This is a genomic window from Cryobacterium sp. M15 (assembly GCF_002929675.1).
GTDB classification, from domain to species: Bacteria; Actinomycetota; Actinomycetes; order Actinomycetales; family Microbacteriaceae; genus Cryobacterium; species Cryobacterium lyxosi.
Genome location: NZ_PJJW01000039.1, coordinates 156,424 through 169,743 on the forward strand (window position 1 = coordinate 156,424; position 13,320 = coordinate 169,743).

Annotated in this window: 11 protein-coding genes; 5 read left to right on the forward strand and 6 right to left on the reverse strand. The window is 65.8% G+C overall.

Annotated features, from left to right (window positions below):
• Window positions 1-12: 12 nt before the first annotated feature.
• The 6 genes from CXY83_RS12095 to CXY83_RS12120 are packed head-to-tail and all read right to left on the reverse strand — an operon-like array spanning window position 13 to window position 7,803.
• Window positions 13-1,044 (reverse strand): phosphotransferase, encoded by a 1,032-nt coding sequence (locus CXY83_RS12095; protein WP_104197584.1) that lies wholly within the window; start codon window positions 1,042-1,044, stop codon window positions 13-15.
• Window positions 1,041-2,306 carry an aminoglycoside phosphotransferase family protein gene (locus tag CXY83_RS12100; RefSeq protein ID WP_104197585.1) on the reverse strand — a complete coding sequence of 422 codons (1,266 nt, stop codon included), beginning with the start codon at window positions 2,304-2,306 and terminating at the stop codon, window positions 1,041-1,043. Before CXY83_RS12100 ends, CXY83_RS12095 begins: the two co-directional genes overlap by 4 nt.
• A complete protein-coding gene (locus tag CXY83_RS12105; RefSeq protein ID WP_104197586.1) occupies window positions 2,303-4,111 on the reverse strand; it encodes an ABC transporter ATP-binding protein in 1,809 nt (602 codons plus the stop codon). The genes CXY83_RS12100 and CXY83_RS12105 overlap by 4 nt, the downstream gene beginning before the upstream one ends.
• Window positions 4,108-5,349 (reverse strand): glycosyltransferase family 4 protein, encoded by a 1,242-nt coding sequence (locus tag CXY83_RS12110; RefSeq protein ID WP_104197587.1) that lies wholly within the window; start codon window positions 5,347-5,349, stop codon window positions 4,108-4,110. The genes CXY83_RS12105 and CXY83_RS12110 overlap by 4 nt, the downstream gene beginning before the upstream one ends.
• Complete coding sequence (locus CXY83_RS12115; RefSeq protein ID WP_104197588.1) at window positions 5,349-6,626, reverse strand: glycosyltransferase family 4 protein; 1,278 nt, start codon at window positions 6,624-6,626, stop codon at window positions 5,349-5,351. The genes CXY83_RS12110 and CXY83_RS12115 overlap by 1 nt, the downstream gene beginning before the upstream one ends.
• On the reverse strand, window positions 6,616-7,803 hold the full coding sequence (locus CXY83_RS12120; RefSeq protein ID WP_104197589.1) for a glycosyltransferase family protein: 1,188 nt from the start codon (window positions 7,801-7,803) through the stop codon (window positions 6,616-6,618). The genes CXY83_RS12115 and CXY83_RS12120 overlap by 11 nt, the downstream gene beginning before the upstream one ends.
• A 320-nt stretch (window positions 7,804-8,123) precedes the next feature.
• On the opposite strand from CXY83_RS12120, the gene CXY83_RS12125 reads away from it, so the two are divergent.
• The 5 genes from CXY83_RS12125 to CXY83_RS12145 all read left to right on the forward strand — a co-directional run bounded on the left by CXY83_RS12125 (window position 8,124) and on the right by CXY83_RS12145 (window position 13,313).
• Complete coding sequence (locus CXY83_RS12125) at window positions 8,124-9,530, forward strand: MFS transporter (protein ID WP_104197590.1); 1,407 nt, start codon at window positions 8,124-8,126, stop codon at window positions 9,528-9,530.
• A 156-nt stretch (window positions 9,531-9,686) separates the two neighbouring features.
• Window positions 9,687-10,520 (forward strand): 3-hydroxybutyrate dehydrogenase, encoded by an 834-nt coding sequence (locus tag CXY83_RS12130; RefSeq protein ID WP_104197591.1) that lies wholly within the window; start codon window positions 9,687-9,689, stop codon window positions 10,518-10,520.
• 96 nt (window positions 10,521-10,616) lie between these two features.
• Window positions 10,617-11,675, forward strand: a complete 1,059-nt coding sequence (locus tag CXY83_RS12135) for a CpaF family protein (protein WP_104197592.1) — start codon at window positions 10,617-10,619, stop codon at window positions 11,673-11,675.
• Between the two features lie 8 nt (window positions 11,676-11,683).
• Window positions 11,684-12,367 carry a type II secretion system F family protein gene (locus CXY83_RS12140; protein ID WP_233200869.1) on the forward strand — a complete coding sequence of 228 codons (684 nt, stop codon included), beginning with the start codon at window positions 11,684-11,686 and terminating at the stop codon, window positions 12,365-12,367.
• A gap of 13 nt (window positions 12,368-12,380) precedes the next feature.
• On the forward strand, window positions 12,381-13,313 hold the full coding sequence (locus CXY83_RS12145; RefSeq protein ID WP_104197594.1) for a type II secretion system F family protein: 933 nt from the start codon (window positions 12,381-12,383) through the stop codon (window positions 13,311-13,313).
• Window positions 13,314-13,320 lie beyond the last annotated feature (7 nt).

The window sequence follows — 13,320 nt, forward strand, 5'->3', positions numbered from 1 at the left end:
ATAGGCTCTCGGCTACCGGCAGATCTCGGCGCGCAGCACCGCGGCGAGGGCGGCCCATCGGGGTCGGAAGGCGTAGAGGCAGCCCAGACGAAACCAAGCCGCAGCTTCGTAGGCGTTCACGCGTTCGGGGGCGACGTGAAGCTCGTCGGCGACCGAATCGATCAAGTCCGCGGCGTGCGTGCGACGTGCGGAGCTGAGAAGCCCCTGGCGCTCGCGAAGCGCCAGGTGCGCGCGCAAATTGCCGAGGTCGAGAGCGGGCTCCGCATTCGCCGCGGTGTCGAAGTCGATCAGACCGCTACCGTGCGAGGAATCCCACAGAATCTGCTTGTCGTGCAGGTCTCGATGGGCTGGGCGCACTGCGTCGGCTGTTCCAGCGACCAGCCCGGCGGCAACTCGATCTGCGACCTGCACGAGGCGAGACGACGCGGCTGACGGGTTGAAACTGGTCAGTTTCGCCGCCCACGACCGTACGATGGCCGCTTCGGCGAACGCATCGTGCACGGGAAGTGACGGATCTGCCGGCGCGGAGCCGATCGAATCGACCCACGCGCTGCGCCAGGCAAACCAGGCGCGAATCCACTCGAGGCCAGCGGCCGGATCCGCTCCGAGATCATGCAGTGAGCGCCCGGGAACAGTGGTGCAGGTGACGACATCTCTCGTCACCGCCACGATGCGCGGCCGTAGGAAAGCGGATGCCAGCCCCTCGACGTTTTGCATTGCCGCCACTGCGGCGACCGCGCGACCCGGCCGAAAGACCTTCGCGTAATTCGAGCCATCTGCAGAACGCACGACGGCGCGACGGCCGGGACGGTGCACCACAATCCAACCCGATCGGGCGGTAGCGGCGAGGTCGGGGAGCTGGTCGTCGTGCCCGAAGCGGCCGAGGACGGCGCCGCTTGACGGTGTCCAACGGCCACCGCGTACCTGACCGTCGTGTCCGGCCCGCGCCTCGAAGGTCGCTCCGCTACGACGATCAGGCCAGGCCCGTTCAATCTGCCAGGTGGTTCCGTCGTCGTCGGCGCTGGGGGGCAGCGAAAGCATCATGATTCCAGCACCTGTTCGGCGGCGGTGAGAATGCGTTCGACGTCACCGACCCAGTCTGGGGCCCGGTACCGGAACGGATCGATGGCGCGGCTGAGCAGCGAGTGAGCCAGCCAGTCGTTGATCGCATCCGGGCGCAGTTCGCCGCCCGCCCCGACATAGCCGTCAAACAGGGCCACGGCGAGGTCCGGGCTCCTGAGGATGATGGCGGCCGCGGCGAACGAACCGAGGTCGCGTTCCGGATCCGACCAGCCGACCCGATCGAAATCGATCAGGCGGATCTCGCCGGGTCTGACGAGCACCTGATCGGGCGAGAAGTCGCCGTGGGTGAGAACTGGATCGCTGGGCCGGTCCGATGCGGCACGGCGATCGTTGATGGCCTGGGCCAGTCGGTGCGCGCGTTGGGCGAATTCGGGCAGGACGACCGCAATGGCTCCCGCCGCACGCGCGGATTCGGATTCGGCCAACGTCGGGTCGGCGTTGCGGGCACCGATCGCAAACTGGCCGCGTGCCAGGCGGAGGGAATGCAGCGCTGCCAGCGCCTGCCCGGCCGCGCCCGCCGCATCCGTGCTTTGGACGGCGGCGAGGTCACCGGTACCCCACCACTGACCGGCGACGACATCACGCAGGCCTCCGGGGTGCCATAACCGAACGACCGGGATCCCCTCGGAAGTCAGGTGATCGAGAAATTCGACCTGACGGAATTGTTGGTCGACACTTGCGCGGTGGGTGCGCGGCGTGACTTTGACGACGAGATCGGTCGCCCCTAACGTGCGCAGGAGCAACCGCCGGTGCGGGTTGTGTCGGAGCAGGGTCGATGTTTCGGTCAGTTGAGGGCATGCCTGGTCGAGCCGGGCGAGAGTGCCGGTGAGCCTGCGGTCAGCTGATGCCGTGCCGTGCACGGTTCCCCGGATGCCCTCCACTCGCGCGGCAGTGGCGTTGCCGCGTCGCGCGTTCAGCAGACTCTTACTCACCTTGCTGTCGTCGACATAGCTGGCGAGCCAGCCGTGGTCACCCCACCGGTCGTGCGGTTCGGCGAAACGGTCGCTGGAGTAGGTGATCACCACGCTTGATGCCGGCTTGTAGCGGATGCGGGTGACGTGTGCTGGGCGGTTGAGTGCAGCGGACAGCTCCTCGTCGTCGTTGAAAACCAGACGGAGCGCCGCCACGCGGGGATCCCGAGAGATCAGATCCTGCTCAGCGGCGTGAGACCTCGCCGTGACGCGGCCGTTCGGCGGCGGGCTGGTGCCGGCCGCGATCGTCATGACCGGATCCGAACGGTCGTCTCCTGCTCGGCCAGCCAGTTTGACAGCCGACTGCCGGGTGACTTGAGAAGTTCTGCCGGGGACCCATCTTCAACGATCCGACCGTCTTCAAGCCACAGCACCCGGTCCGCGCGATGCACGGCGTGGGAAGCGTGGGTGATCGTAATAACCGTTCGACCCCGAGTAAGGGTTTCCATCGAGGCTTCGACGACGCTGCGACCGCTGGGGTCGAGACCGGTCGTTGCCTCGTCGAGGATGACGATGGGGGCATCGCGCAGGACTGCACGAGCGATGGCGATGCGTTGGCGTTGGCCGCCTGACAAGGTGTTGCCCCGACCGCCGAGTATCGTCTCAAAGCCGCTCGGCAGGGCGGTAATGAATTCTTCGGCATTCGCAATCCGGGCCGCATCCTCGACGTCGGCGTCGGTCGCATCCAGGCGACCGTAGCGGATGTTCTCCCGCACGGTCGTGGCGAACAGCACGGAGTCCTGCAGCAGGATCGACACCTGCCCGCGTAGGCTGCGCAGCGTCACGTCCCGTACGTCGGTGCCGTCAATGCGCACGCTGCCGGAAGACGGGTCGACCATGCGCAGGATCAGACCGACCAGGGTGGATTTGCCCGAGCCGGACGGACCGAGCAGGCACACGTTCTGCCCGGCCGGAATCTCGAGCGACAGCCCGGCGAACAACGGCCGGCCGTAGCCGTCCGGGGCGTGCACATCATGGAACGTCAACCGCCCTATGCTGCGGTCGAGTGGCCGAGCGGTCGGCGAATCGAATACCTCGATGGGTTCGTCGAGGAGTTCGGCGATGCGTTCGCCCGAGGCGGTGGCCCGCGCGATGCGCCCGGTGTACTTGGCCAGGTCGCGCAGCGGTTTCATGGCGATCTTGAGATACATCATGAACATGACCAGTTCGCCGAGAGTCATCTGCCCGTCGATGACGCGCCATCCGCCTCCGGCGAGCACGAGCGCGGTCGCGACTCCGACGATGATGTCGGTTCGGCGTTCGAGCCCGGCAGCCAGACGGCGACTTTTGATCCCCTCGCGCAGCGCGGTCTCATTGCCGCTGCGGAAGGCTCCGGAGACGGTGTGCTCTAGACCGTATGCCTGCACCACCCGGATAGCATCGAGCGTTTCGGCCGCGGTATTAGCGAGTGATCCTTCGCCCTTCCTGGTGGTGCGGGAAGCGGAGGTGATGGCACGTGAACTGCGTCGCGACGACAACAGGTACGCTACGGCCGCGCCCACAACGACGAGGGCGAGGAGCGGATCCAACACAAGCATGACGATCGCGAGGACGAAGAATGTCAGCACGTTGCCGAAAAGCGGAAGCCCGGCCGTGACGGCGACTTCCTGCAACCGGCCGATGTCTCCGACCAGGCGTTGTACCGTATCACCGGACCTGGCGGCGGCGTGGTAGCGCAGGGAGAGTACCTGAACGTGGGTGAACACCCGCGTCCGCAGGTCGGTCGCAACACGAGACCCGACGAGGGCGAACGCCACCGTGCTCAGATAGCTGCACGCGGCGCGCCCTGCCGTCAGTGCGACCAGAAGTGCTCCGCAGGCGAGCAGCAGCCCAATGGTCGCCTGCGGCGTATTTGAGCCGGGCGGAAGGGTGGCGCCGAGACTGGCCGTGACCGAATCGATCACGAATTTCACCGGCCACGGTTCGAGAACGCACAGCGCGACCTCGAGCAGCAGCGCGATGAGGCCGCCGGTGACCAGTTTCCAGTGCCGTCCGATATGGGGGCGGACGATGTGCAGGCTTTGGCGCAGGGCACTGGGCTCGCGTGAGCGCGTCATCGTCGGCCGCCGATCAGCAGCGCGGGTTGCGGCGCGAACGAGTCGGCGGCCCCGGCCTTCAGCTGCGCCTGGTCGGCCGCGCTGAGCTGGTCGAGGATCCGGCCCACTACAGTCCGCCAGTCATGCCGCTCGACGGCGAGTGCGCGTGCGGCGCGGCCTAGTCGCACTCGCAGGGCACGATCTTCGTTCACCCGGCCGAGTGCATCCGCGAGGGCTACCTCATCGCCGGGCGGTACGAGCAGCCCGGTGCAGTCGTCGACGATGACGGTGGGAATCTGGCCCACCGCCGAAGCGACCACGGGGAGTCCCGCGGAGAGGTACTCGTAGAGTTTGAGGGGGGAGAAGTACTGATCCTGGCCGGCCGGATACGGTGCGGCGGCCACGTCGAAGCCGGCCAGCAGCTCGGGCACCCGTTCCGGCGCCACGGCCCCGGTGAACTCCACGTCGAGTGGGTAATTCGAAGCCAACTGGCGCAGCGCCGCCCGTTCTGGCCCATCGCCCACGATGCGCAGGCGCCAGGGCGGTTCGGCGGCGAGCCGACCGGAATTCGCGCGTGCGGCAGATTCAGCCCGGGCGGTGGCGCGGATCAGTACATCGACGCCGTGCCACGGTTTCAAGGTGCCGATGAAGCCGACGGTGAACCCGGTCGTCACCGACGAGTGCGCTGGGGGCACGATACGCCGGGTGTTCACGCCATTCGCAACGACCGTGATACGACGAGGTGACGTCGCGAAGGGTCGGACCCAGGCGGCGACAGGCTCGGAGACGCACACGACCACGGTTGCGGCCGTCACCACCCGCGTGGTGTCGGCACGGGCGCCGGCCTCGTCGACGAGGGTACGATGCGTGCGCTGTTCATCGATGAGCGGGGCGTTGACCTCGAGGATCACGGGAGACCCCGTGGCGCGGGCGATGACGGCCGAGGCTGTGCTGAACAAGGAGTAGCGCTCGTAGACGAGGTCGCATCCGTCTTCGATCGCGGCGTCGGCAAGGCTCTGCGCGGCGCTGGCGATGGCGCGTTCCCGTTCGGCTGGTGACTCGGTGGCCGCTACCGTACGCTCGACGACGGGAAGGTCGTGCAGGTCAGCCGGTACGTCGCTGCCACGCCGGGTGCAGTACACGGTCACGGGCATATCGCGTTCCCGGAAGGCGCGCACCACTTCCTGCACGTGCACCGAGGAGCCCTTCGTGCCGAAGACGGGAACACCGGGGTCGACACACAGATAGGCGACGCGCATCAGGCCACCGCCATCGGTTCGAGTGACGCCGGTTGATTCGTCGGGTGGCTCGCATCGGAGTCGGTGTGGGCACACAACTCGCCCAGTACTCGGGCCTGACGGGCAGAATCGAACGATTCCTCGACCACCCGGCGGGCGTTTCGGGCGAGCCGACCGAGGTTCGCGGCGGGATCAGCGGCTCCGCGCATGGCAGCCACCAGGTCGTCAAGGCTGCCGGAGCGGCACAGGATTCCGGTCTCTCCCGCGCGGACGATCTCGGGGATTCCCGTCACGTCCGTTGAAATGCAGGGAACGCCGAGGGCCATCGCCTCGAGGATGGAGGTGGGGAGCCCATCGGCGTTGCCATCGCTACCGACGATGCAGGGCGCTACGAACAGGTCAGCGGCGGCCAGCCGCAGGGCCACCTCGGTCTGCGACACCGGGCCGAGCAGCCGCACGGTACCGAACAGTCCGAGACGATGGATCTGTTCGCTCAAAGCCCCGGTCAGTTCGCCCCCGCCCACGATGTCCACGGTCAGCGCGACACCGCTATGGTGCAGTGCGTGCGCCGCATCGACCAGCAGGCTGAAGCCCTTTTTCTCGACCAGGCGACCAACAGCGACCACCGCGAGGGGCCCACTGGGTGGTCGGTGCTCGGTGAATGGAAAACGGGCGAGTTCCAGTCCGTTGTAGACCCGGTGCAGTCTCAAGGTCTCGGCCGGGAACCGGCGACGCAGATAATCGAAGTTGTACTCGCTCACCGTTACGGCATGATGGGCCCCGGCCAGTTTCACAGCCAGGTCCGCCGGGTCCACTGACTCGTGGAAGAGGTCTTTGGCGTGAGCCGTGAATGAGTACGGCACCCCCGTGAGCAGCGACGCCAGGCGGGCCACCGTTGTGGCGACCGAGGCGAAGTGGGCGTGCAGATGGGTGATGCCGTATTCCCTGACGGCGCGGGCCAGGATGACCGCCTGCACCGCGTCGTCGACATCGGCCAGCAGCAGCTCGTCGAGACAGGCGGACATTGCCGATCCGACGCCGGTCTTGGCCGTGGACTGGAATTCCGCCCAGAGCAGCGAGGTTTTCCACGGCCGGTCGATGTAGACGACCGGCGCGGCCACGCGGGCCAGTTCCGCATGAAAGCGAGAATCGACCGGCGGCCGCAGGGAGAAGATGACCAGATTTTCACCGGCGGCTTCGCGGGCGAGGATTTCGGACACGACGAACGTCTCCGAGAGCCGGGGATACATTTTGAGCACGTAGCCGATTCGAGGGGATCCGGAATGGTCAGACAGCATGTTGCACCTCCGCGGGTTCGCGAACCCGCTGTTTGGAATTGAGTAGTGCCGCCGCGAGTACGGCGACTGTCTCCAGGCCGTCGAGGTTCACTGTGCTGCGCGGAACGACCCGGCCGACGTTCGCTGCGAACCAGGCCGATAGGAAGGCCGGAGTCGCGGTGTCTGCCGTCACGGTCTCGACGAGTCCGCGGCGGGCCAGTGCTGCGGCGCGAATCGACTGCTCCTGCCGTCGGGCCTCGCGCGGTACGACCAGGGTGGGCGCAGCGGTCGTCATCGCTTCGCTGATCGAGTTGTACCCGCCCATGCACACGACGGCAGCTGCCCGGCGGAGCAAGGCGAGGGCATCTGGAACCGAGCGCAGGATGCTCGTGCCCTCGCGTGCCACGGACATGATCTCGGCATGATGGGCGTCGGGCATCTGAGGGCCCGTCACGACCAAATGTCGGTACCCGGGTGGCGCGATCGCACGGGCCGCAGCCGAGGCGAGACGATGACCGTCGGAACCGCCGCCAACGGTGGTGAGTATGAAGGGTTCGCTGTCGCTCGTTGCGTGCCCGATCGGCCGTCCGTTGGCGAGGTAGCCGGTATGCACCGCGAGGTTGAGTAGCGAGGACGGGATTTCCCCAGTCTCGAATGCATTGTGCACGCGCGGGTCGCCGTACACCCAGAGCGCGTCGAACAACCGCCGGATGGCGGTGGCGCCGCCGATAGCCCGCCACTCGGCGAGGGCCACAGAGGGACGGTCGAGCACCTCACGAAGACCAAGCACGATGGCGCACTCGGGCCGGGTTGCGCGCAGGCTCACCAGGGCACTTTCGAGTTCTCGGCGAGCGCCGAGTGCGTGCCGATCAACGATCAACAGGTCAGGGGCGAACTCGCGCAGGGCGACGCGCAGAATGCCTGCGCGAATCGACGTCATCGTGTCGATTCCCAGTGTGAGATGACGCGGGCGGTAGCCGTCGACACCGGTGGTGATGCCGGGCAGCACCAACCAGTCCCAACCGGCGGGAGTGGGGAAGGACGTTGCGGCACTCTGTCCGGTGACTAGAAGTCCGCTCACCGGTTCGTGGATGATGGACGGAAGGTACAACGACAGTGCGTGCGCGATGGCGAGGTTCCGCCGTACGTGTCCCAGTCCGATCGAATCGTGCGAGTACAAAACAATCCTGGTGACCATGGCGTTCCTCCCGGGTGTCGACCCTCGTGGTCGTGAGATCAGAGTCCGGCCTGCGCGTGAGGTACGGATGAGTAAACAGTGAGTGAATTCTTAGGAAACGCATATGAACTGGCCGTGCAGCGCCTGAGCAAATTCGGGACGGGCACCCCGCCGAGCCATGATCTGCGATTATGCACATCGGCTCTGTCTTTTTGGTTCTTGTCACCCGCCCGTTGTGCGTGAATACTCAAACACGTCGTACTTTTGTGAAGGCGACCGATTCCTTACCGCACGCCGCTGCGGCCAAGTACGTGTCATCGACGACACAAAGGAGACAGACAATGAGTGTCAATCAACGCGTGGGGGCTGCCGGTTCCGGTCGGGCCGCTCGCCCAGCTGGCAGCGAAACCGAAAAATCCGGCCTCAAGAAGATCGTCGCCGCCTCTATGGTCGGAACGGTCGTGGAGTGGTACGAGTTCTTTTTATACGCCACCGCCGCGAGCCTGGTCTTTGGTACGGTCTTCTTTCCGAACGCCGGCAGCGAACTCGACGGCATCATCGCCGCCTTCCTCACCTATGCCGTGGGATTCATCGCCCGGCCGCTCGGTGGCATCGTGTTCGGCCAGATCGGCGACAAACTCGGGCGCAAGCACACCCTGCAGGTGACGATCATCATGGTGGGTGCCGCCACCTTCCTCATGGGTTGTCTGCCCGGCTTCGACACCATCGGCTACTGGGCACCCGCCCTGCTCGTGGCCCTCCGCTTCATTCAGGGGTTCGCTGTCGGTGGCGAATGGGGCGGCGCCGTTCTGCTCGTCGCCGAGCACAGCCCGAACCAGTCCCGTGGCTTCTGGTCGAGCTGGCCGCAGGCCGCCGTACCGATGGGCAACCTGCTCGCCACTGTGGTGTTGCTCACCATGACGTGGCTCCTTTCGCCCGAGCAGTTCCTCAGCTGGGGCTGGCGTGTGGCCTTCTGGCTCTCCGCGATCATCGTCGTGATCGGCTACTACATTCGCACCCACGTCAGTGAAGCTCCGATCTTTCTCGAGGCCCGCGCGCAGGTCGAAGCCGAGAAGGCCGTGAACTACGGTGTGCTCGAGGTCGTACGCAAGTACCCCAAGGGAATCCTCGGAGCCATGGGCCTGCGGTTCGCCGAAAACATCTTGTACTACATCATCGTGAGCTTCACGATCGTCTACCTGAAGACCGTGCACGAATACGACACCGGCCAGTTGCTGATCGCCCTGCTCATCGCGCACGTCGTACACTTCATCGTCATTCCCCAGGTTGGTCGTCTCTCCGACCGAGTGGGCCGCAAGCCCGTCTATCTGGCCGGCGCCGTGCTCGGTGCTTCCTGGGCGTTCTTCGCTTTCCCCCTGTTCGACACCCTCAACCCGGTGCTGATCATTCTGGCCGTCACTGTCGGGCTCTGCTTCCACGCCCTCATGTATGCGGGCCAGCCCGCCATCATGAGCGAAATGTTCCCGACCCGGATGCGCTACTCCGGGGTGTCCCTCGGTTACCAGGTCACCTCGATTCTGGCCGGCTCGATGGCGCCGATCATTGCCTCCGCGCTTTTGCAGCAATACAACAGCTGGGTTCCGGTCGCGATCTACATCATGATCGCCTGCGCCATCACGGTGGTCGCCGTGGTCACGCTCAAGGAAACCGCGGGAGCGTCGTTGCGCGAGGTCGACGCTGTCGACGCCCGCAAACACGGGCTCGAGCCGGTCACCACCGGCAACTGACCCGGCCCGAGCAATTGGGTTAGCAAACAACTGGGTCAGGAAGTAACTGGGTCAGGAAGTAACTGGGTCAGGGAGGCGACGCACCGGTGGTGCCTCGCCTCCCGAAGAACTGCCCATGCCGTGATCGTGCAGTGATCGCGCAACCAAAGGAACATCATGACTGATCTCACCGACGCTGACATCGACGCCGATGCCGACCGCGTCAGCGCCCTTCCCGTTCGCACCAGTGCGCAGCCCCTCGCCGGGCGTCGCGCTCTCGTCACGGGTGGTGCGAGCGGCATCGGCGCCGCCGTCGTTCGGGCGCTCGCTGCCCGCGGCGCGCACGTCGTCGTCGCCGACATCGACACCGCCGGTGCCACCGCCCTGGCCGAGGAGGTCGGCGGGTCAATCTGGATCGTCAACCTCATGGATACCGCAGCCCTCACCGATGCTGCGCTCGCGTCCGCGCTCGCGGGGGTCGACATCCTGGTCAACAATGCTGGCATTCAACGCATCAACCCGATCCAGGACTTCAAGCCGGCCGACTTCCATAACATCCTCACCCTCATGCTGGAGGCGCCGTTCCTGCTGATACGAGCTGTGCTACCGCAGATGTATGCGGCGAACTTCGGGCGCATCATCAATGTGTCGTCGGTGCACGGTATTCGCGCTTCGCCGTACAAGAGCGCCTATGTGTCGGCTAAACACGGGCTCGAAGGCCTGTCCAAGGTGACCGCGCTCGAGGGCGGAGCGCACGGAGTCACGAGCAACTGCGTTGCTCCCGGCTATGTGCGCACGCCGCTGGTCGAGAAACAGATCACCGATCAGGCACTCGTGCACGGCATTCCGGCGTCCGAGGTGCTCAGCACGATCATGCTCACCGAGAGCGCGATCAAGCGGCTGGTGGAACCGGCCGAGGTCGGCTCGCTCGTGGCCTGGCTCGCCTCCGATGACGCTGCCATGGTCACCGGGGCGAGCTACACGATGGACGGCGGCTGGTCGGCCCGCTAAAGCGGGGTCGATCATTTTTTTGCTGTTCAGAGGAGAAAAAAACAAGCCCTGTGGAGAATCTGCACGAAGAAGTGCAAAAGAGGCCATCATGCGGGGATGACCGAAGCCGTTCGTATCATCACAGACCAGGTGCGCCAGCGAGTGCGCCGCGAGGGCGTTGACCTCGCGGCCAACAACGCGTTGGTGGAGCAGTACGTGCGCGATGAACTGCGCCGCTACAGCGAGCGGGCGCTCGGCGGGCTCGCACCGATGATCGCCGATGAGCACCAAGCCACTCGCGAGGTCGTGGCCGCGCTCACCGGGTTCGGTGTGCTGCAGCCGTTTCTCGACGATCCGGAGATCGAGGAAATCTGGATCAACGGCCCGGCCCGAGTGTTCGTAGCCCGAGACGGCGTACCCGAACTGACCTCACTGTTGCTCGGCGAGCAAGACGTGCGTGACCTGGTCGAGCGGATGCTGCAGGCCTCCGGTCGCCGCGTCGACCTCTCGTCGCCGTTCGTCGATGCCTCGCTGCCCGACGGTTCACGGCTGCACGTGGTGATTCCAGACATTACGCGCAAGCACTGGGCGGTGAACATTCGCAAGTTCACCCGGCGCATCCGCGATCTCAACCAGTTGGTCGGCCTCGGCGCGCTCACCCAACAGGCAGCCGATTTTCTTCGGATCTGCGTGCTGGGCGGGCAGAATATTCTGGTCTCCGGCGCCACCCAGACCGGCAAAACCACAATGCTCAACGCCCTGCTCTCCTCGACCCGGCCGGGCGAACGCATCGTGACCGTGGAGGAGACCTTTGAACTCGACCTGTCGGCCCGTGATGTCGTCGCGATGCAGTGCCGGCAACCGAGTCTGGAGGGAACCGGGGAGATCACCCTGCGCCGGCTGATCAAGGAGTCGCTGCGGATGCGGCCCGACCGGCTCGTGGTGGGCGAGGTACGCGAGGCGGAAAGTCTCGACCTGCTCATCGCCCTGAACAGCGGGCTGCCCGGAATGTGCTCGATTCACGCCAACAGCGCCAGGGACGCGCTGGCGAAACTCTCAACCCTGCCGCTGCTGGCCGGCCGTAACATCGACTCCTCGTTCGTGCTGCCCACCGTTGCGGGCTGCATCGACATCGTGGTGCACTGCGAGATCGATCGCCACGGCCGCTATTCCTGACGCTGTCGGTGATCGTGGGTGTGGCATCCGCTGCCCTGGTGCACGGAATCTTCGCGGTGCTCGCGCTCAGTGCTGTCGCCGGTCTGGCCGGGCTGCTGCTGCCCTGGTCGATCGTGTCGTGGCGGGCGGCGGCCAGGCGCCGGGCCAATCGCACGGTGTGGCCTGACGTCGTCGACCATCTGGTGTCGGCACTCCGTTCCGGGCTGGCGTTGCCAGACAGCGTGAGCAGCCTCGCCCAGGCCGGTCCGGTTGCGACCCGCATCGCCTTCGTCCAATTCGAGCGTGAATATCGCGCCACCGGCAATTTCAGCTACTGCGTTGACGAGCTCAAACGTTCCCTCGCCGACCCGGTTGCCGACCGCATTCTCGAGACGCTGCGGATGGCTCGCGAAGTCGGTGGCAGCGACCTCACGGTCGTACTGCGCAGCCTCTCCGCGTGGCTGCGACAGGATGCTGCGGTGCGGCTCGAGGTGGAAGCCCGCCAGTCGTGGGTCGTGAACGCCGCCCGACTGGGCGTTGCGGCACCGTGGATCATTCTTATTCTGCTCGCCTCCCGCCCTGAAGCGGCCGTTGCCTACAACTCGCCGGCCGGAATCGTCGTGATCGCGAGCGGCCTCGCCCTATCGGTCATCGCGTATCGAGTGATGATCGCTCTCGGTCGACTTCCGGAGGAACGCCGATGGTTCTCGTAGTCAGCGGGTGCCGATGAGCGCCGCGCTCGGCTGGGCCGTGTTGTGCGGAACGGGCCTCGGTGTGGGGTTGTGGTCGCTCGTGAGCTTGACGCCGCGGCTGACCAGGCCCCGCCTGATCGACCGCGTGGTGCCCTACATTCTTGATATTTCTCCGGAAGCGCGCCGCATCGTCGCCCGGCGAACAGTGAACCCGATTCCCGTGCTGGGAAGCCTGTTCGCACCGCTGTTCGGCGCGCTGTCACGGGGGTTGTCGAGTCTTCTCGGCGGCAGCGAGACCGTTGCGCGCCGACTGCACCAATCCGGGTCGGTGAAGACGGTCGAGGAGTTTCGTTCCGTGCAACTCGTCTGGGCCTTGCTGGCGTTCGCCGTCGCAACCGTGATCACCATCGTTGTGCTGCCCGAGCTGCTATTGGCCGCCCGTCTTTCGCTGCCGTTCGTGGCAGCAATCGGCGGAGTCGTGTTGCGGGACTGGCTGCTCCACCGGGCCGCCACCGCACGACTGGCTCGTATGCGCAGCGAACTGCCGACCATTCTTGAATTTCTCACCCTGTCGCTCTCGGCTGGCGAAGGCATTCTGGATTCGATTCGACGGGTGTCGCTCACGAGCACTGGGGAGCTGTCTCGCGAATTCGCGGGCGTGGTCGCCGACGTTCATACCGGGATCCCCATCGGTTCGGCATTACAGTCGCTCTCGCGCAGCATCCAGCTGCCGGAGGTGACCCGGTTTGTCGACCAGGTCACCGGCGCGCTAGACCGTGGGTCACCGCTGGCCGAGGTGTTGCGGGCGCAGGCGCAGGATTCCCGCGACCAGACCAAGCGCACGCTGCTCGAGCTGGCAGGCAAGAAAGAAGTTGCGATGCTCGTGCCGCTGGTTTTTCTGATTCTTCCGATGACCGTTCTGTTCGCTGTTTTTCCCGGACTCGTCGTGCTGCAGACCGGGTTCTGACGCTCCA